Annotated in this window: 20 protein-coding genes; 14 read left to right on the top strand and 6 right to left on the bottom strand. The window is 71.5% G+C overall.

What is annotated here, in order from left to right:
- Position 1: 1 nt before the first annotated feature.
- Entirely contained in the window at positions 2-1069 is a 1068-nt protein-coding gene (locus AB0G59_RS19335; RefSeq protein ID WP_360913082.1) for a hypothetical protein, read from the top strand.
- A 4-nt stretch (positions 1070-1073) separates the two neighbouring features.
- Here AB0G59_RS19335 and AB0G59_RS19330 read toward each other — a convergent pair whose 3' ends face one another.
- A complete protein-coding gene (locus AB0G59_RS19330) occupies positions 1074-1946 on the bottom strand; it encodes a hypothetical protein (protein ID WP_360913080.1) in 873 nt (290 codons plus the stop codon).
- 194 nt (positions 1947-2140) lie between these two features.
- Here AB0G59_RS19330 and AB0G59_RS19325 point away from each other — a divergent pair, with 194 nt between their 5' ends.
- The 5 genes from AB0G59_RS19325 to AB0G59_RS19305 all read left to right on the top strand — a co-directional run bounded on the left by AB0G59_RS19325 (position 2141) and on the right by AB0G59_RS19305 (position 6711).
- Complete coding sequence (locus AB0G59_RS19325; protein ID WP_360913078.1) at positions 2141-2941, top strand: serine protease; 801 nt, start codon at positions 2141-2143, stop codon at positions 2939-2941.
- 309 nt (positions 2942-3250) lie between these two features.
- Complete coding sequence (locus tag AB0G59_RS19320; RefSeq protein WP_360913076.1) at positions 3251-3928, top strand: hypothetical protein; 678 nt, start codon at positions 3251-3253, stop codon at positions 3926-3928.
- A gap of 149 nt (positions 3929-4077) precedes the next feature.
- Positions 4078-4758, top strand: coding sequence for a response regulator transcription factor (locus tag AB0G59_RS19315; protein ID WP_360913074.1), 681 nt, complete (start codon positions 4078-4080; stop codon positions 4756-4758).
- Positions 4725-5906, top strand: a complete 1182-nt coding sequence (locus AB0G59_RS19310; protein ID WP_360913072.1) for a histidine kinase — start codon at positions 4725-4727, stop codon at positions 5904-5906. The genes AB0G59_RS19315 and AB0G59_RS19310 overlap by 34 nt, the downstream gene beginning before the upstream one ends.
- A 91-nt stretch (positions 5907-5997) precedes the next feature.
- A complete protein-coding gene (locus AB0G59_RS19305) occupies positions 5998-6711 on the top strand; it encodes an MBL fold metallo-hydrolase (RefSeq protein ID WP_360913070.1) in 714 nt (237 codons plus the stop codon).
- Here AB0G59_RS19305 and AB0G59_RS19300 read toward each other — a convergent pair.
- A complete protein-coding gene (locus tag AB0G59_RS19300) occupies positions 6708-7106 on the bottom strand; it encodes a VOC family protein (RefSeq protein WP_360913068.1) in 399 nt (132 codons plus the stop codon). The genes AB0G59_RS19305 and AB0G59_RS19300 overlap by 4 nt on opposite strands.
- 71 nt (positions 7107-7177) lie before the next feature.
- On the bottom strand, positions 7178-8449 hold the full coding sequence (locus tag AB0G59_RS19295; protein ID WP_360913156.1) for an alpha/beta hydrolase: 1272 nt from the start codon (positions 8447-8449) through the stop codon (positions 7178-7180).
- A gap of 221 nt (positions 8450-8670) precedes the next feature.
- On the opposite strand from AB0G59_RS19295, the gene AB0G59_RS19290 reads away from it, so the two are divergent.
- Positions 8671-11739 (top strand): endo-alpha-N-acetylgalactosaminidase family protein, encoded by a 3069-nt coding sequence (locus AB0G59_RS19290; RefSeq protein ID WP_360913066.1) that lies wholly within the window; start codon positions 8671-8673, stop codon positions 11737-11739.
- 46 nt (positions 11740-11785) lie between these two features.
- Here the strand turns inward: AB0G59_RS19290 and AB0G59_RS19285 are convergent, their stop codons facing one another.
- Positions 11786-13582, bottom strand: coding sequence for a beta-galactosidase (locus AB0G59_RS19285; RefSeq protein ID WP_360913064.1), 1797 nt, complete (start codon positions 13580-13582; stop codon positions 11786-11788).
- Positions 13583-13715: 133 nt separating this feature from the next.
- On the opposite strand from AB0G59_RS19285, the gene AB0G59_RS19280 reads away from it, so the two are divergent.
- The 3 genes from AB0G59_RS19280 (at position 13716) to pepN (ending at position 17862) form a co-directional block, all read left to right on the top strand.
- Entirely contained in the window at positions 13716-14606 is an 891-nt protein-coding gene (locus AB0G59_RS19280) for an AraC family transcriptional regulator (RefSeq protein ID WP_360913062.1), read from the top strand.
- A gap of 16 nt (positions 14607-14622) precedes the next feature.
- Positions 14623-14928, top strand: a complete 306-nt coding sequence (locus tag AB0G59_RS19275; protein WP_360913060.1) for a chorismate mutase — start codon at positions 14623-14625, stop codon at positions 14926-14928.
- A gap of 420 nt (positions 14929-15348) precedes the next feature.
- Positions 15349-17862 (top strand): aminopeptidase N, encoded by a 2514-nt coding sequence (gene pepN / locus AB0G59_RS19270; RefSeq protein ID WP_360913058.1) that lies wholly within the window; start codon positions 15349-15351, stop codon positions 17860-17862.
- A gap of 95 nt (positions 17863-17957) precedes the next feature.
- Here pepN and AB0G59_RS19265 read toward each other — a convergent pair whose 3' ends face one another.
- Positions 17958-18512, bottom strand: a complete 555-nt coding sequence (locus AB0G59_RS19265) for a F0F1 ATP synthase subunit B (protein WP_360913056.1) — start codon at positions 18510-18512, stop codon at positions 17958-17960.
- Between the two features lie 246 nt (positions 18513-18758).
- Here AB0G59_RS19265 and AB0G59_RS19260 point away from each other — a divergent pair, with 246 nt between their 5' ends.
- Together AB0G59_RS19260 and AB0G59_RS19255 are read left to right on the top strand one after the other, a co-directional pair.
- Positions 18759-20177, top strand: coding sequence for an aminotransferase class V-fold PLP-dependent enzyme (locus AB0G59_RS19260; RefSeq protein WP_360913054.1), 1419 nt, complete (start codon positions 18759-18761; stop codon positions 20175-20177).
- Positions 20174-21604 (top strand): SidA/IucD/PvdA family monooxygenase, encoded by a 1431-nt coding sequence (locus tag AB0G59_RS19255; RefSeq protein WP_360913052.1) that lies wholly within the window; start codon positions 20174-20176, stop codon positions 21602-21604. The genes AB0G59_RS19260 and AB0G59_RS19255 overlap by 4 nt, the downstream gene beginning before the upstream one ends.
- Here the strand turns inward: AB0G59_RS19255 and AB0G59_RS19250 are convergent.
- Positions 21560-23356 (bottom strand): 5'-nucleotidase C-terminal domain-containing protein, encoded by a 1797-nt coding sequence (locus tag AB0G59_RS19250; RefSeq protein ID WP_360913050.1) that lies wholly within the window; start codon positions 23354-23356, stop codon positions 21560-21562. The two genes, AB0G59_RS19255 and AB0G59_RS19250, sit on opposite strands and share 45 nt — an antisense overlap.
- A gap of 121 nt (positions 23357-23477) precedes the next feature.
- Here AB0G59_RS19250 and AB0G59_RS19245 point away from each other — a divergent pair, with 121 nt between their 5' ends.
- Entirely contained in the window at positions 23478-24188 is a 711-nt protein-coding gene (locus tag AB0G59_RS19245) for an SIMPL domain-containing protein (protein ID WP_360913048.1), read from the top strand.
- A 132-nt stretch (positions 24189-24320) separates the two neighbouring features.
- The gene (pyk, locus tag AB0G59_RS19240) at positions 24321-25757 is read left to right on the top strand and encodes a pyruvate kinase (RefSeq protein WP_360913046.1); all 1437 of its coding nucleotides are present in this window, start codon (positions 24321-24323) and stop codon (positions 25755-25757) included.
- Positions 25758-25766: the final 9 nt, after the last annotated feature.

The raw sequence follows: 25766 nt of genomic DNA, 5'->3' as shown, positions 1-25766 counted from the left end.
GATGAGGAGGACGGCCGCCGCGCTGGCGGCGGTGGCCGTCCTCTTCGTCGCCGGGTGCTCCTCGTCCGGCGACGGTGACGGCGACCCCGGACCCGGCCCCACGGGCGGCGACCGGAGCGGCCGGCCCGACGACAGGAAGGTGAGCGGAGTGCGTGGCGTCACGCTTCCCTCGTGGAACACCGACGACTACAGCAGTCCCCAGGCGGGAACGTATCTGCGCCAGATCGCCGCCACCGGCGCCCGGTGGGTGACCTTCACGCCGACCTGGTACCAGGACCGCGTCACCGACTCGGCCATGCGCACCACCGGCGAGACCGCCGCCGACGACAGCCTGCGCCACATCGTCCGCCTCGCCCACGAGGCGGGGCTCAAGGCCATGGTCAAGCCCCATGTGGACCTGACCAAGGGCGGTGACCGCGCCGAGATCCGCCCCCGCGACCGGGACGCCTGGTTCGACGCGTACCGGCGCTTCATCACCCATTACGCGCGGCTGGCCCAGGACACGGGCGTCGAGCAGTTCTCGGTCGGCACCGAACTCGCGGGCACCTCGCAGGACGGCGAGCGCTGGGGCCGGACCATCGCCGCGGTCCGCGAGCGCTACAAGGGCCCGCTGACGTACGCCGCCAATTACGACGAGTACCAGAAGATCCCCTTCTGGAAGGACCTCGACGTCATCGGCATCGACGCGTACTGGCCGCTGGCGGACAAGGCGACGACGGACACGGCGCGGCTGCGGCAGGCATGGCAGCCGATCACCGAGGAGCTCGCCGCCTTCTCGCAGCGACAGCACCGCAAGATCCTCTTCACCGAGGCCGGTTACGTCAGCCAGCGCGGCACGACGACCGCCCCCTTCTCCTGGACGGTCAGCAAGCGCGACGGCGAGGAGGAACAGGCCGCAGCGTACGAGGCGCTGCTCGCCGCGTTCGACGGCAAGCCCTGGTGGGCGGGCGTGTGCTGGTGGATGTGGGACGACTGGCCGGACAGCGGCGAGACCGCGAAGAGGCTGTCGTACACGCCGCACGGAAAGCCGGCGGAGAAGGTCCTGCGCAAATGGTGGGCGCGCTCGTGAACCGCTAGGTGTCGCACTCCAGCACCGTCCGGCACAGCGCGCACCGCGCCCGCAGCCGCCCGCGCACCGGCACCCGGATGCGCTGATGGCACGTCGGGCAGGGGAAGCTGACCCGTAGCGGATCGGCGCCCTCGAAGGCGTACCCGGCACCGGCGGGCGCGGTGCGTGCGCGCCGGTCCCGGGCGTACCGGTGGTGCCCCAGCCGGCCGGCGGCCGCCAGTGGGGGGCGGCGCGCGTCCCGGTGCGCGCGCTCCCGCCCCCGTACGTACGCGTCGTAGGCCTGCGGGCTGGTGAACCACGGCGAGGGGTCCTCGTCGAAGGCGAGGGCGCGCTTGGCGAGGACGTAGCCGAACTCCTCGGGTGTGAGGTAGCCCAGCTTCTGCGTCGAGACCGAGGACTCCCGGTAGGCGTCCAGCAGCAGCCACCCCGCGCCGAGGTAGGCGGCGGCGGTGTCGGTGAGGATCTCGTTGTCGCGCGTGCCGGGGAACTCCAGGCCGAGCCGGTGCAGGTAGACGTGCATCACCTCGTGCGAGAGCGCGGCGCCGATGTCGCGGCGGTGGGTCTTGAAGCGGGCGTTGAGCTCGATGAAGTACTCCGGTCCCGCCGCGAGTTCGACGCTTCCGGCGTGCCGCATCTCCCGGAAGCTGACGATCATTCGGGCGTCGGGCAGGCGCAGGTGCCGGACCATCTCACCGGCGACGCGCTGGACGCCCAGGTAGGGGTCCTCGTCGTCGGAGAAGGCGGCGCCGGCCGGCGGCACGCTCGCCTCGAAGGAGCGCACTCCGTCGTAGGAGAGCCGCTTGTACAGCGCCGTGATCGCCGACCGCACGGCCTCCAGGTGCGGGAAGCCGTGCTCGATCGCGATGTCCGAGCCCACGCGTGACCACCCCCGTGCGGTTGCCGGTGCCCTTCCACTGTACGGGCGGCGGGCCTTCGCCGACTGGCCGAAAACGCGGCTAGGTCACGGGTGTCACCCGGCCCGATAATCGCCAAGCGCATTGTCATGAGCCCTACAAGGACCCCCACCGTCCGGCCGTGCGGTGCGCACAACCTCCCACGAAAGGAAGACCGTTGCGCAACTACCTCAAGGTGCTCAGAAGATGCACCGCAGTGGGCGCGGTCGCCCTCGCCGCGTTCAGCCTCCAGCCCTCCTCCGCCCATGCCCAGGACCCCGAGCCCCGGCCCGGCCCCAGCGTCGTCGGCGGCGTGGACGCCGCCCAGGGCGAGTTCCCCTTCATGGTGCGGCTGTCCATGGGCTGCGGCGGCGCCCTCTACACCCAGCAGATCGTCCTGACCGCCGCGCACTGCGTGAACGGCAGCGGCGCCAACACCTCCATCACCGCCACCGCGGGCGTCGTGGACCTCCAGTCCTCCCAGGCCGTCAAGGTCAAGTCCACCCGCGTCCTGCAGGCCCCCGGCTACAACGGCGTCGGCAAGGACTGGGCGCTCATCAAGCTCGCCCAGCCGATCAACCTGCCCACCCTCAAGATCGCCGACACCGCCGCCTACAACGAGGGCACCTTCACCGTCGCCGGCTGGGGCGCCACCCGCGAGGGCGGCCCGCAGCAGCGCTACCTGCAGAAGGCCGAGGTCCCCTACGTCGACGACGCCACCTGCGAGGGCGCCTACGGCGGCAGCCTCACCCCCGGCGAGGAGATATGCGCCGGCTTCCTGGAGAAGGGCGGCGTGGACACCTGCCAGGGCGACTCCGGCGGCCCGATGTTCCGCAAGGACAACGCCGGCGCCTGGATCCAGGTCGGCATCGTCAGCTGGGGCCAGGGCTGCGCACGCCCCGGCTACCCCGGTGTCTACACCGAGGTGAGCACCTTCGCCTCGGCCATCAGGTCGGCCGCCGCCGGCCTGGGCGGCTGAGCCCGCCCCCGGCCCGTACCCCACCCGCACCCGACCGCCCGTACCGGCCCGGCAGGCCGTCCGCTGACCCGGACGGCCCAGCCCCGGTACGGGCCCCGACGGCCCGTCCACGCACCCGCCCGCCCCGGCCCCGACCGCCGGGCACCGCACTTTGGTATGACGCGGACGGGCCCCGGTCATCCTTTCGGCCGAGACGAGAATGGTCGGACAGTCGAGGTGTGCGGCACATAAACGTCCGTAACGTGAAGGCGTGCCCCCGGAAGCCCGGCGGCCACCGCCAGAGCCGACCGTTACGGAAAGGCACCTCCCGTGTCCGTGAAGTCCCGCATCGCCGCCGCCACCGTCCTCACCGCCGCCGTCGCGGCCGTGGCGTACCCGACGGCGACCGCCTTCGCGGCGGACCAGCGCGACCACGACAACCGCCCCGGGCACACCACGGTCCAGCACGTACGGCTGCCCGACGGCAGCCGGGCCAGCCTGACCTCCGGCGACGGCCGCACGAGCGTGACCGTCACCAGCCACGGCAAGCAGCAGCGCACCTTCGACACCGGCCGCCCCACCGCCGACCTCGACCGGCTCCACCTGCGCATCCTCGGCGGCGACAGCCCCCGCCCCACCCTGCGCGCCCAGCTCGACGGCAGCCGCCTGACCCACTACTACGACTTCGCCTCCGGCACCCTGCGCCACACCCCCGAGGCGGCCGGCAGCACCGCGGCGGCCACCACGGCCGCCCACCGCACCGACGCCGGGCAGGCCGACACCAAGACCGATGCCCGCCGCACGGCCGGCACGGGCAAGCCGCCCCACCACTCGACCGGCAACCCCGTCAAGCGCGTCGTCGAGGCCGGCCAGGTGATCAAGGCCAGCCACAACGTCGGCGACGTCGGCACCCCCGTCGTCGCCGGCGGCGTCGCCCTGCTGGCCGCCGGCGCCGGCGCCTACGGCGTACGCGTCGCGCTGCGCCGCAGCGGCCGCACCGCGGACTGACGGGCGCCGGCCGCGCCCCGTGCCGCCCCTGCGGTTGCGGCACCCGCACACCCCCGGTGACATGGAGGGACGCCCGCACGGGCGGGGCTCCGCGAGCACCGAACCCTTATCCGGGAACCTCCGAAGCCTGACAGGAGCGAGGGCACAGCATGGCGATCACCGTGGTCATCGCGGACGACCAGGAGATGGTCCGCACCGGCTTCCGGATGATCCTGGAGAGCCAGCCCGACATCGAGGTCGTGGCCGACGTCGTCGACGGCGGGGCCGCCCTGGAGGCCGTCGAGCACCACCGGCCCGACGTCCTCCTCCTCGACATCCGCATGCCCAAGCTGGATGGCCTCGAGGTCACCCGCCGCCTGTCCGCCCTCTCCGCCGCCCACCCCGAGCACGGCCAGCGCCCCCGCATCGTCATCGTCACCACCTTCGACCTCGACGAGTACGTGCACACCGCCCTGCGCAACGGCGCCTCCGGCTTCCTCCTCAAGGACGCCAGCCCCGCCATGCTGGTCGAGGCCGTCCACGCCGCCGCCGTCGGCGACTCCCTCATCTCACCCGCGATCACCGTGCGGCTGCTGCGCGACATGGCCCCGGCCGGCTCCGCCCCGAGCACCGTCAGGCAGCCCTCCGAACCGCTCACCGACCGCGAGGCCGACGTCGTGCGCTGCCTGGCCCGCGGGGCCACCAACGCCGAGATCGCCGGCGAACTGTTCGTCTCCCTGTCCACGGTCAAGACCCACCTGGCCAACGTGCAGCTCAAGCTCGACGCCCGCAACCGCGTAGAGATCGCCGCCTGGGCATGGGAGAGCGGACTGGCCGCGGGCGGCACGTGAACAGATGGGCCGCATGGGCCGCCCGCCACCCCCGGGGAACGGTAGCCGCCAAGGCCGGCCTCGGGGTCGTCCTGCTCTGCCTCGTCGCCCTTGAGGGCATCGCCCTGGCCCGCCAGCCCAGCCGGCCGCACGCCATCGTCCTGGCCTCCGGCGTCCTGGTCTGCCTGTGCGCCGTGCCCTACAGCTGGATCACACTGAACGTACGGGCGTCCATCGCCGTGGCCGTCTCCTGGACCGCCTCCGCCGCCCTGATGGCCGGACAGCACCCCACGATCGTGTGGGGCATGGGCGAGGACGTCGCCCTGCTCGTCCTGCTCACCCTCGTCGTCAGCCGCTCCTCCCGCCGCGTCGCCGCCGTCCTGGGCCCGATGCTCGCCCTCGCCATCGTCGCCGCGCCCATGCGCGACCTCAACCCCGAGTGGTTCACCGCCCTGTTCACGGTCCTGACCGTCGTCGTGGGCAGCTACTCCCTGCTGCTGCGCGGCCAGTCCGCGCGGCGCGTGCGCGACATGGCCGCCGTGCGCACGGCCGAACGCCTGGAGCTGGCCCGCGAGCTCCACGACCTCGTCGCCCACCACATCACCGGCATCGCCGTGCAGGCCCAGGCCGCCCGCTTCACCGCCCTGGAAGGCCCGGCCGCCACCGGGGCCTTCGAACGCATCGAGACCTCCGCGAGCGAGGCGCTGGGCGCGATGCGCCGCCTGGTGGGCGTCCTGCGGGAGGGCGAGGCCGAGACCGAGCCCGTCGCCGGCCTCCCCGAGGTGCGCGAACTGACCGAGGCGTTCGCCCGCACCGGACCACCCGTCGCCCTTTACATCGAGCGGGGCATGGAAACCTGGATCCCCGGCGACGTCGCCGCCGGGGTCCACCGCGTCGTCCGCGAGGCCCTCACCAACGTCCGCAAGCACGCCGCCGACGCCACGGCCGTACGGATCGGGGTGCGCGGCGTCCCCGCGGGCGTCGAGCTGCGCATCGCCGACGACGGCAAGCGGGCCGCGGGCCTGGCCGAGCAGGCCCGGGGCGGGGGATTCGGCCTCGTCGGGCTCGCCGAGCGCGCCAAGGCCATGGGCGGCGCGCTGACGGCGGGCCCCGCCCCGGAGGGCGGATGGCAGGTGACGGCGCTGTTCCCGGTGGACCGGGCGGCCTGACCGGGCCGGCCGGACAGCGTTCGCCGGGGGCTCAATCCGCCGACGGCGCAAAGCCTTGGGGCGGGCCGGCGCCGCTGCCTAGCCTCACGCCATGGAGACCGTACAAGTAACCCCCCACATCTGGATGTTCACCTTCACCGCGGGCCAGGCCTACGCGGTGCGCATGCGGGACGGTGCCGGCTGGGCGCTGGTCGACGCCGGGCTGCCGGGCAACGAGCAGCGGATCCTGGACGCCCTGGCGGATCTGGGGGCCCGCCCCGAGGACGTCAAGGACATCGTGCTGACCCACTTCCACCTGGACCACAGCGGGTCCGCGGCCGCCCTGGCGGCGGCCACCGGGGCCAGGGTGCTGGCGGGCGCCCCCGACGCGCCCGTCATCCGCGGAGACGTTCCCGGGCCGCCGCCGGTGCTGGAGGACTGGGAGGTGCCCCTGTGGGACTCCGTGCAGGCCGGCCTGGGGGACGTGCCGCCCGCCGCGCCGTGCCGGGTGGACCGCGAGCTCGCCGACGGGGACGTCCTGGACTGGGGTGAGGAGGTGCGGGTCCTCGCCGTGCCCGGGCACACCGACGGCAGTGTCGCGCTGCACCTGACGTCGTCCGGCGTGCTGTTCACGGGCGACACCATCGCCAATCACCCGCACGTGATTCTGGGCGTCTTCAACACCGACCGTCGCCAGGCCCTCGCGTCCTTCCACCGTCAGGCCGAGCTCGACGTTCAAACGGCCTGTTTCGGTCATGGTGCGCCGATAGTCGGCGGCGCGGGCGAGGCCCTGCGGGAGGCGGCGGCCGGGCAGCCCGTGGCCTAGGCCGCGGACGACTGCCCGTAGCAGAGGCAGAAGGGATGCCCGGCCGGGTCGGCGAAGACCCGGAAGCCGCTCTTCTGGCCGCCGCTGTCGTGGAGGAACGTCGCACCGAGCGCGATGACCTCCTCCTGCGCCCGCTCCACGTCCTCACGCGTGTCGACGTCGAAGTCCAGGTGCATCTGCTGCGGGTGACCCGGGTCGGGCCAGCGGGGCGGGTGGTACTCGCCCCGCACCCCCTGGAAGGCGATGCGCAGGCGGGTGACCGGGTCGGTCAGCCAGACCCACTCCGGGTCGCCCTCGTCGCCCTCGACCCGCCAGCCGAGGATCGCGGAGTAGAAGCGGGCCAGGGCCGACGGATCGGGGCAGTCGATGACGGTGCACTGCAATGTGGCGATCATGAACTCATGATGCCGTGCCGCACAGCGCGGGGGAACGACGGCCGGGCCGCCCCCGCACGGGCGAGCCGCGCCTAGGAACGACGCTCCAGCGCGTCGAAGAAGCGGACGATCTGCGGCTCCGCCTCCTTGAACGTGCCGAAGTGGTCGGCCTTGCCATGGTCGATCACCGGCACCTTCACACCGTTGCGCGCCAACTGGCGGGCACAGCTGCGCGAGTTCGCGATCGGCACATCCGTGTCACCGCCCGCCGCGTGCAGCAGCACCGGCACGTCCGGCTTCCACGCGCAGGTGCCGTCCTGGGCCCGCATCGCCTCCAGCAGGGCCCCCGACGGATGCCGCAGCTTCTCCCGGAACCCGTCCGTGATCAGCTGATCCACCGTCGCGGGAAGCGCCTTGAAGATCTCCTCCTCCGTGTGACGGCTGTCGAAGAGCGTGTCGACGACGCCCGCGTAGGGCTGCTTGAAGGCCTCGGCCGGGTCCTTGTAGAGCGGGCGCAGCCGGTTCTGTGCCGTGAGGTAGTACGAGAGGTAGAAGACGGCACTGGTCTGGTTGATCCTGCCGTCGAAGATGCCGGGCATCTCCGCGTTCTCGAGGTCGTACGGACCGGCGACCGGCGCGAGGCCACGGAGGCGGAAGTGCCGGTCGGCGCCGCCTGCAAGGGCCTTCCCGAGCGCCATGGCCACCTGCCCGCCCTGGGAGAAGCCCGTGCCGTACACATCGCCGTTCAGCGGCCGGCCCAGCCGCTGCGCGGCCGTCCGCGAGGCCCGCAGCATGTCCAGCGAAGCGGTCACGGAGGACGCGGTGTCCATGTACGGGTGCCGGCCGGGCCCCTTGCCGAGCCCGAGATAGTCGGGGGCGGACACCGCACGCCCCGCCGAGGCGTGCAGATACGGCGACAGCCGCCCGAAGCCCTCGCCCACCGAGGGCGCGTAGTCGCGGTGGGCCATGGTGCCGTGCGTCTCGGCGACCAGCGACAGCGTGCGCCCGCCCCCCTCGGGCAGCACGAACAGGCCCGTGGCGGTCGTGGGCGCACCTTGCGCGGTGACCGTCCGGTACGTGAGCCGGTACGCCCGTACGCCATGGACGGCCCGCGACGCGTCGATCTCCGCCTTGCCCAGGAACGCGGCCACCTCGTCGCGGCTCAGACCGGTGACGGGCGTCACCGACAGCAGCGTGCCCCGCTCGCCGTGCTGCCGCGCGGACGCGGCCTTCCCGGAGGACTCCGCCGCCACCGCGGGCGCCGCCCCCAGAGCCGCCACGACGAGGGCCGTGGCGACCGCCACACCCCGCCGCCCCATGGAACTGCCCCTGCCCGAACGCCCGTTGCCGATGCCGTTGATCATCATGGACACGACCCTAAGCGGCACCGCACCGCGAGCGCCCCCTTCCTGAGAAGGGCCACCCACCGGCCCACCCCTAGGGGACGGATCGTTCCCGCAGCCGAGACGACGCCCCACCCCACCCGCCGCCCAAGCCCCCCGCACCCCACCGGATCGCGTTAGTCCAACACAGCGCCCCCCTTTGTCCATGGGCACCCCCACCACATCCGCCCCACAGTGACGCCGTGACCGCAGAAACCACGGGCCCCAGCAGACGGACCGTCGTCGTCACCACCGCCCTCGCCGGCCTCGGCACCGCCCTGGCCCCCACCGCCCACGCCGCCGCCGCGCCGACCGAGGCCGTACTGCGCTCCGACACACTCGACGTCCGCGTCGACACCCGCTTCCCGCGCATCCTGTCCTACACCGACCGCGCCCACGGCACCGTCCTGTACGGCCAGGAGGACCCCGTCACCTCCCTGCTGATCGACGGCGCCGAACACACCCCCCAGGTCACCTCCTCCACCGGCACCGCCCACGCCACGTACCGCCTCACCCTCGGCCCCACCCGCATCGACGTCGAGATCCGCGTCGACGGCCCCCGCGTCCACTGGCGCGTCACCCGCATCGCCGACACCCCCGCCCTGCGCGTGGGCACCCTCGACATCCCCACGCTCGCCTTCCTCTCCGTACGCAGCACCCAACCCCACGCCGCCCTTCTCGCCGCCCGCATCCACCTGGACGCGGCAGCCGACGGCGACACCCTCGTACGACCCACCCCCCGCACCCCCGCCGACCCGGCCCCCACCGGCTGCGCCTACGCCGTCGTCAGCACCGGCGAACTCGCCGCCGCCATCGAGACCAACACCGTCCACGACAAGCCGGACGCCACCTCCTCCTGGGAGAACGGCCGCCTCCGCCGGCAGACCCTGACCCGCACCGGCTACACCAAGACCCAGCTCACCTGCGGCCAGTGGACCCACCGCGCCGCCACCGCCCCCCTGACCGCCACCGAACCCCTGCCCTACGCCACCGTCATCGTCACCGGCGACCGCAACGGCGACGGCACCGCCGACTGGCAGGACGCCGCCATCGCGATGCGCGACATCATGACCGAACCCCTCGGCGCCCGGGAGCAGCACCTGCGCGTCGTGCCGCACATCCCGTTCAACTTCGCCAGCCAGGCCACCAACCCGTTCCTCGCCACCCTCGACCACATCAAGCGCATCCACCTCGCCACCGACGGGCTGCGCCAGTTCACCCTCCTCAAGGGCTACCAGTCCGAGGGCCACGACAGCGCCCACCCCGACTACGGCGGCAACTACAACACCCGCGCCGGCGGCCTGGCCGACCTCAACACCCTGCTGCGCATCGGCAAGCGTTGGAACAGCGACTTCGCCGTGCACGTCAACACCACCGAGTCCTATCCGGTCGCCCACGCCTTCTCCGAGACCCTCGTGGACAAGAACAACCGGCAGTGGGACTGGCTCGACCAGTCGTACCGCATCGACGCCCGCCGCGACCTGGTCTCCGGCGACATCGCCCGCCGCTTCCGGCGACTGCGCCAGGAGACCGACCCGGCCCTGAACACCCTCTACATCGACGTCTTCCGCGAGTCCGGCTGGACCTCCGACGCACTGCAGCGCCTCCTGCGCGAACAGGGCTGGCAGATCACCACCGAATGGGGCCATGGCCTCGAGCGCTCCAGCCTGTGGGCCCACTGGGCCGCCGAGACCGACTACGGCCCCGACACCTCACGCGGCATCAACTCCCGGCTCATCCGCTTCATCCGGCACCACCAAAAAGACGTCTTCGCCGACAAGTGGCCGCTTCTGGGCACCGCGAAGCTCGGCAGCTTCGAGGGCTGGCGCGCGAAGACCGACTGGACCTCGTTCCACCGCCTGCTGTGGACCGAGAACCTTCCCGCGAAGTATCTGCAGGCGTTCGCGATCCAAACCTGGGGCGAGCACGACATCACCCTCGCCGCACCCGACGGCGTCACCACCCACGTCTCGGACGCCGACGGCACCAAGAAGATCACCACCGACGGCCGCCTCGTCCACGACGACGGCGCCTACCTCCTGCCCTGGGAACCGCTCAGGGCCACCGACCCCGCCAAGCTCTACCACTACAACCCCCGCGGCGGCCGGACCACCTGGCAGCTGCCACGGGCCTGGGCCGCCCTGCGCTCGGTGGTGCTGCACCGCCTCACCGACCAGGGCCGGGCCGACGCCACCGACGTGCCGGTGCGCGACAGCCGCGTCACCCTCGACGCCGCACCCGCACAGCCCTACGTCCTCACCCGCACCCGGGACCGGTACCGCCCCGACCCCCGCTGGGGCGAGGGCACCCCCGTACGCGACCCGCACTTCCTCTCCGGCACCCTCGACGCCTGGCACGCCGGCGGCCCCGCCCGGGCCGTACGCAGCGCGCTGGGCGACTGGGAACTGGTCGTCGGCGCCGGGGGAGCGGCCACCGTCAGCCAGAAGCTGGCCCGGCTGGCGCCCGGCACCTACGCGGCCTCCGTCCAGGTCGAGGTCGGCAGCACGGCGGGGGAGCGCCGACGGGCCGCGCTCACCGTCCGCACCGCCGACGGGGTCACCGCCACGAACTGGACGGACACCTCCACCGCCGTCAACCACATGGCCGCCGACCACAAGCACGGCACGCGCTTCCAGCGGATGTTCACCTACTTCACCGTGCCGCCCGGCGGCGGCCCCGTGACCCTGGCGCTGACCGCGGCGGCCGGGCAGGCCCGGGTCCGCTTCGACGCGGTGCGCGTCGTCCCCGCACGGCGGGCCACCGCCCCCGGGGCCCTGGTCCTCGAGGACTTCGAGAACGTGCCGCAGGGCTGGGGCCCGTTCGTCAAGGGCGACGCGGGCGGCGTGACCGACCCACGCACCCACATCGCCCAGCGGCACGCCCCCTACACCCAGCGCGGCTGGAACGGCAAGGCGATCGACGACGTCATCGACGGCACCCAGTCGCTGAAGTCGCGCGGCGAGAACCCCGGCCTGGTCTACCGCACCGTCCCGCACACCGTGCGCTTCACCCCCGGACGCCGCTACCGCGTGACGTTCCGCTACGAGAACGAGCGGGCGGAGCAGTACGCGTGGATCACGGCGGTGGACGAGCCCGGGGAACGCGAACTGATCCGTACGCCCCTGCCCGCGGCCACCGCCCCGGCGACGCACACCTACGAGTTCACCGCACCCGATACGGGTGAGGCGTGGGTGGGGCTGCGGAAGGTCGGAGACAACGGGACCGCTGAGTTCGCTCTGGATGGCTTCACCGTGCATGCAGTCGGGCAATAGACATCCACGGGGTTCCGTCCCGTTGGTCACCGTCATCGGCCGGTGATCAGCGGGACGGGAGCTCAGCCACCGCCCCCACCGGGAGCGCCGGCCCACCGGCCCGGTCGAACTCCAGCACCAGCAGCTCGTTGTCCCCCTCACGCAACACCGGCCCCGGCACATACAGGGCACGCTGCGGTCCCCGGTCCCAGTACCGGCCCAGACAGAAGCCGTTGACCCACACGAAGCCCCGCACCCACCCCGGCAGCTCCAGCGTCGCGTCACCGGCACCCACCACCGCGAACACCCCCCGGTACAGACCGGGGCCACCGGCCCCGCCGGTCGTGTCCCACGCCCGCCACGGCACCTTCCGCGACGCACCCGGCTCCTCCACGGCATCCAGCCGCAGCGCCCGCGCCCGTACCCCGTGCACGTACTGCCGCTCGTGCAGCACGCCCCCCGTGACGCCCTTGGACTCGCCCAGGCGAGGGCCGTAGTTGACGCGGCCCAGCGACTCCACCCACACCTCCACCGACGCCGGCCCCGCCACCTCACCGGCCGGCACCACGCCACCGCCGTCCACATCCCCGGCGACAGCCGCGCGCACCCCGTCCACGTACACCGTCGCCACGTCCCGCAGCCCCGCCAGCCGCAGCGGATACGGCCCGCGCGGCCCCGGCACCTCGAAGCGGTACCGCACCACCCCGCGCTCGACGCCCAGTTCCTCGAACGCCGGCGGCACCGCGTCCTGCCGCTCCTCGTCCCCCAGCGCGTCCACCACCTCGCCCAGCGGCGCCCACTCGCCGAGCCGGGCCACCACGGGGGAGCCCAGCACGGGCGGCGCCGGCGGCAGGGCGGGCAGCGGGCCGGCGGCCTGCCGGTACTCCGCCAGCACCTCGCGGAACGCCCAGAACTTCTCCGTAGGGCGACCGAACTCGTCGACCGGCGCGTCGTAGTCGTAGGAGGTGACCGTCGGCAGCAGCGCCCCGCGATGGTCGTCCCCGGCCCGGTTCGCCCCCGCCCAGCCGCCGAAGTTCGTACCCCCGTGCGCCATGTAGACGTTGACCGACGCCCCGCACTCGAGGACATCCCGCAGCACCCGCGCCGCCTCCGCGGCCTCCCGGGACGCCGCCTGCCCGCCCCAGTGCGTGAACCAGCCGCACCACAACTCCATGCACATCAGCGGGCCCGAAGGCCGGTACCGCCGCAACATCTCGAACGCCTCACGCGCCCCCGAGCCGAAGTTCACCGTCGCCAGCACACCCGGCACCGCACCACCCGACAGCATGTGCTCCTCCGGCCCGTCCGAGGTGACCAGCGGCACCGTCACACCGAGTGCCTTCCACCGTTCTGCGAGATGCCGCAGATAAACCCGGTCACTGCCGTACGACCCGTACTCGTTCTCGACCTGCACCAGCACCACCGGACCGCCCCGGTCCACCTGCCGGCCCACCACCTCGCCCGCCACGACCGAGAACCACTCGTCCACGGCCCGCAGGAACCTCCCCTCCCGCGTCCGCACACGGCACCCCAGCTCACCCGTCAGCCACGACGGCAGTCCACCGTTCTCCCACTCCGCACAGATGTACGGACCCGGGCGCACCACGGCGTACAGTCCCTCCCCGGCCGCCGCGTCCAGGAACCGGCCCAGCGCCCCGACATCACGCCACCGTCCCGGGGCCGGCCCGTGCCAGTTCCACGGCACGTACGTCTCCACACAGTTCAGCCCCATCGCCCGCAGCATCCCCAGCCGGTGCCGCCACAGCCCCTCGTGCACCCGGAAGTAGTGCAGCGCCCCCGACAGCAGCCGCACCGGCCGCCCGTCCAGCTCGAAACCCTCGTCCCCCACCACGAACCCCGGCACGCGCCCGCCTCCCGCCCTCGACCCGGTCCCCGACACGACCCCGGCCATCCTCGCCCTCTGGCGGGGGAGCAAGCCATGGACAAAGATCGGCCCTGTTTGGACGGAGCCGACGGCGCCGCGGAAGGCAGGACGCGTGTATCACACATGGATGCGCTACTTCACCCCCGGCCCGGTCCACCACCGGCTCGGCCTGGTCTGCCTCGGCGTCGGCCTGCAGCACGGCGCCCTGCCCGCCGTGGGCCCCCGCGTCCTCGACCACCACGTGGCCGTCGTCATCAGCGCCGGAACCGGCTGGTACCGCACCCCCGACGCCCGCACCCACCCCGTCACCGCCCCCGCCCTGCTCTGGCTCACCCCCGGCGTCCCCCACCACTACGGCGCCGGCCGCGACGCCGGCTGGGACGAGGCCTTCGTCGACTTCACCGGCAGCGCCGTCGCCGCCTACACCGAACTCGGCTACATCGACCCCGAACGGCCCCTCATCCCCCTCACCGACACCACCGGCCCCCGCACCGCCGTCGCCCGCATCGCCCGCGCCGCCCGCCGCGGCAACCCCCTGCTCGAGGTCGAGACCTCCGCCGCCGTCCACGAACTCCTCGTCGCCCTGCGCCGGGCCCGCGCCGACTCCGCCACCGACACCGACCCCGTCCTGCGCGCCCTGGCCCGCGACGCCTTCCTCCCGCTGTCCGTCACCCAGCACGCCGCCCGCCACGGCATGACCCCCGCCGAGCTGCGCCTGGCCGTCCGGCGCGGCGCCGGCTGCAGCCCCAAGGACTACCTGCTCGGCATCCGCCTCGGCCGCGCCAAGGAGCTCCTGGCCGCCACCGAGCTGCCCGTCGCCGCCGTCGCCCGCCGCGTCGGCTACGACGACCCCGCCTACTTCAGCCGGCTCTTCACCCGCCGGGTCGGCACCGCCCCCATCCGCTTCCGCGAGCGCTGCGGCCGCACCGTGCCCGGCGGCTGGAGCAACGAGATCCCCGATCCGGAGCACCCACCGGTCATCGGATCCCGCCCGTCCGCATAGGCTCGGTGGGGTGGAGATGAACAACAGTGCCAACGACGAGTCCGTACGCGCCGAGCTGGGCCGCCTGCGCGACAGCATCGACAACATCGACGCGGCGGTCATTCACATGCTCGCCGAACGCTTCAAATGCACCCAGCAGGTCGGCCACCTCAAGGCCGCCCACAAGATGCCCCCGGCCGACCCGTCCCGCGAGGCCCGCCAGATCGCCCGCCTGCGCGAACTCGCCGAGAACGCGAAGCTCGACCCGGCGTTCGCGGAGAAGTTCCTGAACTTCATCATCGCCGAGGTCATCCGCCACCACGAAACGATCGCCAGGGCCTAGCCCCGGCCCCGGCCCGGCTCACGCCGGGTGCTCCCGGCGCCGGGTGGCGCGGCATCGTAGCGGCGATTGCCGCACCCACTTCCCACCGCAGCGGTGCTCAGCCGGGACGGCGCGTTCCGGCGGCGCCCAGCCGACTCCCGCCGCTCCAGCGCCCCCCCGGGGGAGGCTTGCGCCGGCTTCGGCAGCGCCGGGCCGGACGGCGGGGATTCCCGCCGTTGCGGCGCACAAACGGTTCGCCGCGACAGCGGCACCTCTTCCCGCCGCCGCGGTGCCCAGCCGCAACGGCACGGCCCGCCGGTGCCGGACCGGCGCGCGGCGCGCAAACGGCCCGCACCGGCAGCCCCAAGTACAACGCCACGCGCACATGGCACACCCCATATGCCCAGGCCCAGCGCCCAGCGTTACGGCAGCATGGGCCGCATGCCCGTACTGACGCGCGACGAAGCGCAGAGCCGAGCCCGGCTCCTCGACATCCACCGCTACCGGATCGACCTCGACCTCACCCGCGGCGAGGAACACTTCGGCTCCACCACCGTCATCCGCTTCACCGCCCGCACCGCCGGCCGTACATTCGTCGAGCTCAAGCCCGCCACCCTGCACCGCGCCACCCTCGACGGACAGCCCCTCGACCCCGCCGACCTCGACGGCAACCGCCTTCCGCTGACCCTGAGCGCCGGCGAGCACGAACTACGCGTCGAGGCCGACATGCGCTACTCCCGCACCGGCGAAGGCATGCACCGCTTCACCGACCCCGCCGACGGCCGCACCTACCTCTACACCCAGACCTTCCTCGACGACGCCCAGCGCGTCTTCGCCGCCTTCGACCAGCCCGACCTCAAAGCCCTCTTCGACGCCACCGTCACCGCACCACCCGAGTGGACCGTCCTCGGCAACGCCATAGCCACCCGTCTCGGCCCACCCGAAGAAGGACGCTGGCAGCTCGCCACCACCAAACCCCTCAGCACCTACTTCGTCGCCTTCGCCGCCGGCCCCTGGCACAGCATCCGCACCGAACACGCGGGACTGCCCTTCGCCCTGCACTGCCGCCAGTCCCTCGCCGCCCACCTCGACGCCGACGCCGACGAGATCCTCGACATCACCCGCCACTGCTACGACCGCTACCACGAGATCTTCGACGAGCCCTACCCCTTCGACTCCTACGACCAGGCCTTCGTCCCCGAATTCAACGCCGGCGCCATGGAGAACCCCGGCCTGGTCACCTTCCGCGACGAATACGTCTTCCGCTCCGCCGTCACCGACACCCAACGCCTGGGCCGCGGCACTACCATCGCCCACGAAATGGCCCACATGTGGTTCGGCGACCTCGTCACCCTCCAATGGTGGGACGACATCTGGCTCAACGAGTCCTTCGCCGAATACATGGGCGTCCAGATCCTCGCCGAAGCCACCCGCTTCCACGACACCTGGACCGACTTCGCCATCGCCCGCAAGGCATGGGGCTACGACGCCGACCAACGCCCCTCCACCCACCCCGTCGCCCCCACCCCCCACGACGTCCACGACACCGCCGCCGCCCTCCTGAACTTCGACGGCATCTCCTACGCCAAGGGCGCCGGCGCCCTGCGCCAACTCGTCGCCTGGCTCGGCGAAAAGGACTTCCTCGCCGGCATCAACGACCACTTCGCCCGCCACCGCTTCGGCAACGCCACCCTCGCCGACTTCATCGACTCCCTCGCCCGCAACACCGACCGCGACATCCCCGCCTGGGCCCGGACCTGGCTGCGCACCAGCGGCGTCGACACCCTCACCCCCACCGTCAGCGACACCCCCGACGGCTGGCGGCTCGACCTCCACCACGACGGCACCCGCCCCCACCGCCTGTCCATCGGCCTCTACGACCACACCCCCGGCGACCGGGCCACCCTCACCACCCGCGAGCGCACCACCACCGACCTCCCCGCCGGCCCCGGCACCCACAGCCTCACCCTGCCCGGCCCCCGCCCCGACCTCGTCCTCCTCAACGACGGCGACCTCACCTACGCCAAGGTCCGCCTCGACCCCACCTCCTGGAACACCGCCCTCACCACCCTCTCCGGCATCCCCGACCCCCTCAGCCGGGCCGTGCTGTGGAACGCCGCCCGCGACATGGTCCGCGACGGCGAGCTCGACCCCACCGCCTACCTCGACGCCGCCCGCACCCACCTACCGCACGAGAGGGACATCGCCGTCGTCCAAGGCGTCCTCGCCTTCACCCGCACCCAGATCGCCGACCGCTACCTCACCCCCGAACAGCGCCACCACGCCCTGGCCACCCTCACCGACCTCTGCCACGACCTCCTCGACCGCACCCACGGCACCACCGGCACCGAAGGACTGCGCCTGGCCGCCGCCCGCACCCTCATCGACAGCGCCACCACCCCCGACACCCTCCAGCAGTGGCTGCACACCGGCACCGCCCCCGGCGGCCCCGCCCTCGACCCCGAACTGCGCTGGCGCACCCTCGCCCGCCTCGCCACCCTCGGCGCCGCCACACCCCACGACATCGACACCGAACTCACCCGCGACCCCAGCGCCACCGGCCAGGAAGGCGCCGCCCGCTGCCGCGCCGCCCGCCCCGACCCCGCCGCCAAAGCCGCCGCCTGGCACACCCTCTACACCGACGACCAGCTCAGCAACTACCTCTTCACCGCCACCGCCCAAGGCTTCTGGCAGCCCGAGCAAGCAGACCTCCTGCGCCCCTACCGCGACCGCTACTACCCCGACGCCCTCGCCCTCGCCACCCGCCGCGGCCCCGCCCTCGCCGCCGCCGCCGGAACCCACGGCTTCCCCCACACCCTGATCGAGGACGAGACCCTGCGCCGCGGCCAGGACTTCCTGCGCGACGCCGACCCCACCCCCGCACTGCGCCGCAAACTCGCCGACCAGCTCGACGACCTGCGCCGCGCCCTGGCCGTCCGCGCGGCACACCCCTAGCCGACGCAGGCCGCGGACACGACAAAGGCTCCCGTACCCCCACCGGGGGTACGGGAGCCTTGGCCCATGGCTCTGCCGACCGTCAGGACCGACGGTCAGTCGCGCGCGTCGCCCTTCGCGGCCTGCGACGGCTCAGCCGTCCGCAGCTCCTCCAGGAAGCGGTCGACGACGCCGCTCTCCTGGGCGTAGTCGGCCATCGACTCGCCGACGATCTTGCCCGCCAGCTCCGTGGCCAGCGCACCGACCTGCTCCCGCAGCTCGGCCTCCGCCACCGCACGCTCGGCGTCGATCACCGCGTGACCCGCGGAGATGATCTCCTCACGCTGACGCTGACCCTCGGCCCGCAGCTCGGCGATGATCGCCGTACCCTGCTCGACCGACTCCTGCCGCAGCCGCGCCGCCTCGTGACGGGCCTCCGCCAGCAGCGCCTGGTACTCGGCGTGGACCTGCGCCGCCTCGGCGCGGATCTCGTCCGCCTCCTCGAAACGACCCTCGGTGGCGCTCTCACGCTCGACGAGGACCTTGTTGATCCGCGGCAGGATCACCTTCGCCATCACGGCGAAAACGATGAAGAACAGCACCAGCCCGAGGATCAGCGGAGCGGGCTCGGGCTTCAGGGGCCCAATGTCGAGGGCAAAAGTCATGGCCATGGTGTGCACATTACCTTGCGGCCCCGCCCACCCACCGACCCGCACCCACCCCGCGCCCCCGCGCGAACCCCCAACTCGCCCCCGCCACAAGGCGACGACACCCCCGTACCACCATCGGGCGAACCCTCCTCCACTCGAGGTCACCGAGCGTGCACAGCCGGTAGCTTGGCCCGTTGGTGCCAGCCCCGGACCCACCAGCACACCCAGGAAGAACGCACAGAAAACCAACCCAAAAGGGACACAGTCATGCCTGCGCCGCCCACGCCCCACCCCACCCCCGCAACAGCACTCGCGGGCGGCGCCCAAGGAACCCGCGCCCTGCGCCCCCTCCTCGACATCACCCTCAACGCCCTCGCCCGAGGCGCCACCGCCCGCGGCGGCCCCCTACCCGCAGGCGGCCCCGAAACCGTCGCCGCCCGCATACGAGCCACCACCGGCCCCGCCCTGCCCGAACACGGCACCGGCCCCGAAGAATCCCTCCACACCCTCGTCCAAGCCCTCGCCGAAGGTGCCGCCGACCCCGCCGACCCCCACTGCGCCGCACACCTGCACGGCCCACCCCTCGCCCTCGCCACCGCCGCCGACCTCGCCGCCGGCACCCTCAACCCCTCCCTCGACTCCTGGGACCAGGCCCCCTCCGCCACCGCCCTCGAAGCCCTCACCACCCAAGCCCTCGCCGCCCTCGCCTACCCCGACCACCCCGCACCCGACGCCCTCGTCACCACCGGAGCCACCGAGTCCAACCAGCTCGCCCTCCTCCTCGCCCGCGAAGCCGCCCGCACCCACCACCCCACACCCCTACAGATCATCTGCGGAGCCAACGCCCACCACAGCATCCACCGCGCCGCATGGCTCCTCGGCCTCCCCGAACCCCACACCCTCCCCACCCCCACCGGCACCCTCAACCCCGACGACCTCCACACCGCCCTCACCACACACCACGACACCCCCACCCTCGTCGTCGCCACCGCCGGCACCACCGACACCGGCCGCATCGACCCCCTGCCCCCCATCGCCGACCACTGCGACACCCACCACGCCCGCCTGCACATCGACGCCGCCTACGGCGGACCACTGCTCTTCAGCAACACCCTCAAGACCGCCCTCACCGGCCTCGACCGCGCCCACACCATCGCCCTCGACCTGCACAAACTCGGCTGGCAACCCATCGCCGCAGGCCTCCTCGCCGTCCCCGACACCACCGCCCTGCACCCCCTCGCCCACCAAGCCGACTACCTCAACGCCCCCGACGACACCGAAGCCGGCCTCCCCGACCTCCTCCACCGCTCCCTGCGCACCACCCGCCGCCCCGACATCTTCAAGATCGCCGTCACCCTCCGCGCCCTGGGCCGCCAAGGCATCGCCGACCTCGTCGAACGCGTCTGCGCCGCCGCACACCACCTCGCCGACCTCATCGACGCCCACCCCGCACTCGAACTCCACTCCCGCCCCACCATCAGCACCGTCCTCTTCCGCCCCCTAGGCGCCGACCACCACACCACCGCCCACACCAGACGCCGCCTCCTTCACACCGGCCACGCCGTCCTCGGCCGCGCCACCACCCCCCAAGGCCTCTGGCTCAAAGCCACCCTCCTCAACCCCCACACCCGCCCCGACGACCTCCGACACCTGCTGAAACTCGTGGAAGGCCACACGACCCGATGACCAACCCCCAGCCCCCCGCCTCCGCCCCCGACCAACCCCTCGACCTCGTCGGCATCGGCATCGGCCCCTTCAACCTCTCCCTCGCCGCCCTCGCCCAGCCCGTAGCAGACCTCCGCACCGCCTTCTACGACCAGAGCCCCACCTTCCAGTGGCACCCCGGCCTCCTCATCGACGGCACCACCCTCCAGGTCCCCTACCTCGCCGACCTCGTCACCCTCGCCGACCCCACCAGCCCCTGGACCTTCCTCAACTACCTCAAATCCCGCGAACGCCTCTACCCCTTCTACTTCTCCGAGCGCCACCACATCCACCGCGCCGAATACGACGCCTACTGCCGCTGGGTCAGCGAAAACCTGGGCGGACTCCACTTCAACCACCACATCGACGCCGTCCGCTGGAACCCCGAACGCATCCTCTTCGAAATCGACTACACCCAACTCGACCCCGAAGGCGAAGCCGACGCCCTCGGCCGCGCCTACACCCGCAACCTCGTCCTCGGCGTCGGCACCGCACCCCACATCCCCGAGCCCCTACGCCCCCTCGCCGAAGCACACAACGTCCCCGTCATCCACTCCGCCGACTACCTCGAACACCGCGAAAAACTCCTCGAAGCCGAACACATCACCGTCATCGGCTCCGGCCAATCAGGCGCCGAAGTCTTCCTCGACCTCCTCCGCCGCCGCCCCACCGGCCGCGAAAAACTCGCCTGGCTCGCCCGCAGCCCCGCATTCGCCCCCATGGAATACAGCAAACTCGGCCTCGAACACTTCACCCCCGACTACACCCACTACTTCCGCACCCTCCCCGAAGCCGTACGCGACCACGTCCTGCCCCAGCAGTGGCAACTCCACCAAGGCATCGACGCCCACACCATCGCCGACATCCACGACGAGCTCTACCGCCGCAGCCTCCACGGCGGCTGGCCCGACACCGTCCTCACCCCCGGCGTCTTCGTCCGCACCGCCGGCCGCGTCGGCACCACCCGCGTCGAACTCCACCTCGAACACATCCAGCAAGGCGCCCGCTCCCGCCTCACCACCGACGCCGTCATCCTCGCCACCGGCTACCGCGAACGCCGCGTCGACACCCTCCTCGCCGCCCTCGACCCCTACATCCGCCGAGACTCCAACGGCCGCCCCCGCATCGACGAACACCACCGGCTCATCCTCGACCCCTCCGTCAAGGGAGCCATCCACGTCCAGAACGCCGAAACCCACACCCACGGCATCGGCACCCCCGACCTCGGCCTCGCCGCCTGGCGCAGCGCCGTCATCCTCAACGCCCTCACCGGAAAAACCCACTACCCCCTGCCCCAGCGCACCGCCTTCACCACCTTCGGCCTGGAGCCGCGACCACAGCCACGGCCCCACACCGGCATCACCTCAGAAAACAGGCGCACCATCCCGCGTCAACTTCCAGTCCACTGACGCAAAAGCCCCCACATCGATCGACTGCTTCGCCTTCACCCAACCGATGATCGTGTTACGAATCTCCTCCGAATTCGCCCACACCTGCTTGGCGCGCGCCACATGCGGGAAATTCCCGCCACCACTCGCCCGGTAGTTGTTCACCGCCAACACAAACTCCGCCGAATCCACGAGCGGCTTCCCGTCGAACGAGAGATTCACGATCCGCGAACCCGGCGCCTTCGCGACATCGATCTCGTACGACAAGCCGCTCACCACGTCGTAGTTGTAGTCCGGAATGCTCTCCGCGTTCGTCAGCTTCGCCGGATCCACCGGCGCACCCGCCGGCGTCCGCACGTAATAACGCGCCGAGAACTCCAGATACTCACGCAGCTGTGCACCCGTCAGCACCCGCGCCTCCAGCGTGTTCTCGAACGGATACAACCCCGCCACCTCGCGGATGGTCACCTTCCCCGCCGGCACGGCAGCCGTACGGGAAAAACACGACGCCTGGGAGAGAACAGGAAGGGCGGCGTACGCGGTACCGGCGAGCGCCGCCCGCACCGTCTCCGCCTGCACATGATTGATGAAATCAATGATCGGCGTGTCCTTGTACGACGCCTCCGCCGCACTCATCGCCGCCGACGACGTACCGATCACCTGATTCACATACGCCACCACCTTGCGATGCTCATCGCTCAGCAGGCCCGTGATCTTCCGGTCCTCGGCCACCGTGTTGGAGTTCAACACCTTCGCCGCCACCGACTCCACCTGCCAGCGACCCCGCTCCCACACCACATCGAAGTCGAACAGCGTCAGCCGCTGCCCCCACTTCAGCGGCTCGGACAACACCACCTGCTTGCCCGTCGCCTTGTTCGTCACCCGGTACTCGGGAATCTCCGTATGGGCGTGCCCGACGAGAATCGCATCGATACCCGGCACCTGCTCGGCCACCAGAGCCGCCGCATTCTCGATGTACGGCAACTGATCACCGTACGACGACGTACCACTCGAACCCGAATGCGCCGAAACGATCACCACATCCGCACCCAGCGAACGCAACTTCGGCACCCACTTCGCAGCCTGCTCCTCCAGGCCCGGGAACACCATCTTCCCCTGCACATTCGCCTTGTCCCAGATAGCGATACCCGGATTGGTCAACCCCAGGATCGCCACCCGCACATCACGACCGTGCGGCGTGCACACCTTCTTCATCACATACGGCGGGAAGGCCGGACGCAACGTCTTCGCATCCAGAGCATTCGCACCCAGGATCGGGAAACGGCACTGCTCCTGGAACTTCCGCAACGTCGGAATGCCGTAATTGAACTCGTGATTGCCCAGGGCCGCCGCGTCATAACCGATCGCGTTCATCGCCTGCGCCATCGGATGCACCGGGCCGTTCGCCCCAGTGATCGGATCGACCTTCGCATAGTAGTACGACAGCTGCGTACCCTGGATCGTGTCACCCGCATCGATCAGCAGAGTATTGCGCCGACCCTTCTCGGCACGCACCTGATTCACCAGCGTCGAAATCTTGGCAAGACCCACATCGTTGTGCGCCTTGTCATCGAACTCCGCATCCGTGAAGTAATCCCAGTTGAAGACATTGCCATGCAGATCCGTGGTGCCCATCACGGTGAAGGAGTACCGCTTCTTCCGGCCCACGAGAGACTCCGCCTCCGCCGGCGCGGCACCCACAGCACCGGCCAATGCGACACCCGCACCCGTCGCAGCGGTACGCCCCAGAAAATTCCTACGGTTGAGCGGCATATGTTCTGTTCTCCCCATTCATCATCAGAACCAACGCGCGTAGATTCTGGCCCAGCAACCACACCCCCCAACACCCTCACAAGGTTGCGAATACATCACCACCACCTGAGACGCTGAACCCATGACCACACCGGCACCCGCACCCCTGCCCTACGGCACCCCCGACACCCCACGCGTCGCCGTCCGCGGCGAAGCCCGCCTCGAGGTCGACCCCGAAATCGCCCGCATCGGCATCACCGTCAACGCCCGCGGCACCGACCGCCGAAACACTCTCGAAGACCTCACCCACCGCAACAACCACGTCCTCGACCTCCTCAAGTCCTACGGCACCGCCGTCGAAAAACTCGAGACCGGACGCTTCTCCATCACCCCCCAGCTCACCGATAGAGGCCGCAACGAACGCATCCGCGCCTACCACGGCACCGTCCATCTCACCGCCACACTCGCCGACTTCACCGCCCTCGGCGAACTCGCCACCCGCCTCGCCGAACTCGACCTCACCCAGGTCGACGGCCCCTGGTGGTCCCTGCGTCCCGACTCGCCCGCCCACCGGGACGCCCGCCAACAAGCCGTACGCGAAGCCGTCCAGCGCGCCCGCGAATACGCCGCCGCACTCGGCGCCGAACTCACCTCCGTCGTCGAACTCGCCGACACCGGAGCCGAGAACACCGGCCTCCCCGGATACCCACCGCCCGCCCCCGGCGGAATGATGCGAACCGCCGGCTACGGCGGCGCCCCCGCCCCGGCCCCCGCACTCGACCTCGAACCCCAGCGCCAGACCGTCTACGCACAAGTCAACGCCCGATTTACGATGAGCCCACCGGTGCTCTGAGAGGACCGCGAGGCGCTCATCAGAGCGGCCCCTTGCACGTTTCACAAAGTGTCAACAAGCTTTTACCCAACGGACGTTGGGGAGTTGCGAGGGGCCAATTCTCTACCCACCAGTAGGTCATAAGGTCGTGCCATGCGCCGAGCGAAAATCGTCTGCACCCTGGGCCCCGCCACCGACTCGTACGAGCAGATCAAGGCACTCGTCGAAGCAGGCATGGACGTGGCCCGCTTCAACCTCAGCCATGGCACCTACGTCGATCACGAGGCCCGGTACCAGCGGGTGCGCAAGGCCGCAGAGGAAACCGGCCGCAACATCGGCATCCTCGCCGACCTTCAAGGCCCGAAGATCCGCCTCGGCCGCTTCCGGGAAGGCCCCGTACTCCTTGAACGCGGCGACGAATTCACCATCACCGTCGAGGAGACCGAGGGCGACCGCCACTGCTGCGGCACCACCTACGACGGCCTCGCCGCCGACGTCACCAAGGGCGAACGCATCCTCGTCGACGACGGCCGCGTCACCCTCGAAGTCACCGACGTCGACGGCCCCCGCGTCAGGACCGTCGTCCTCGAAGGCGGCATGGTCTCCGACCACAAGGGCCTGAACCTCCCCGGCGTCGCCGTCTCCGTCCCCGCCCTCTCCGAAAAGGACGTCGAAGACCTCCGCTGGGCCATCACCACCGGCGCCGACATCATTGCCCTCTCCTTCGTCCGCAGCGCCCGCGACATCGACGACGTCCACCGCGTCATGGACGAAGAAGGCCGCCGCCTTCCCGTCATCGCCAAGATCGAAAAGCCCCAGGCCGTCGAGAACCTCGACGGCATCGTCGCCGCCTTCGACGGCATCATGGTCGCCCGCGGCGACCTGGGCGTCGAAATGCCCCTCGAAACGGTCCCGATCGTGCAGAAGCGAGCGATCAAGCTCGCCAAGCGCAACGCCAAGCCGGTCATCGTCGCGACCCAGATGCTCGACTCCATGATCGACGCCTCCCGCCCCACGAGGGCCGAGGCCTCCGACGTCGCCAACGCCGTCATCGACGGCACCGACGCGGTCATGCTCAGCGGTGAGACCAGCGTCGGCAAGTACCCCATCGAGACCGTCAGGACCATGGGCCGCATCGTGATGGCGGCGGAGGAAGACGTCCTGGCCAAGGGCCTCCCCCCGCTGACCGAGCGCAGCAAGCCCCGCACCCAGGGCGGTGCCGTCGCCCGAGCCGCCGCCGAGATGGGCGACTTCCTCGGCGCCAAATTCCTGGTGGCCTTCACTCAATCCGGTGACACGGTACGGAGGCTGTCGCGGTACCGGTCGCCCATCCCGCTGCTGGCGTTCACGCCCGAGCCGGCGACCCGGTCGCAGCTGAATCTGACGTGGGGGGTGGAGACGTTCCTGGGCCCGATGGTCCAGACGACGGATGAGATGGTCGACCAGGTCGACGAGTACCTGCTGCGGATCGGCCGGTGCCGCAAGGGAGACATGGTGATCATCACGGCGGGGTCCCCGCCGGGGGTGGCGGGGACGACCAACCTGGTGCGGGTGCACCACATCGGGGAGGACGATTCGCCGAAGGGTTAGCCGGCTGAC

It is taken from the genome of Streptomyces sp. NPDC021096, from assembly GCF_040641275.1.
GTDB lineage: Bacteria > Actinomycetota > Actinomycetes > Streptomycetales > Streptomycetaceae > Streptomyces.
Note: the sequence above shows the minus strand (reverse complement) of the source record. Positions and strands in the feature narration are given on the sequence as shown.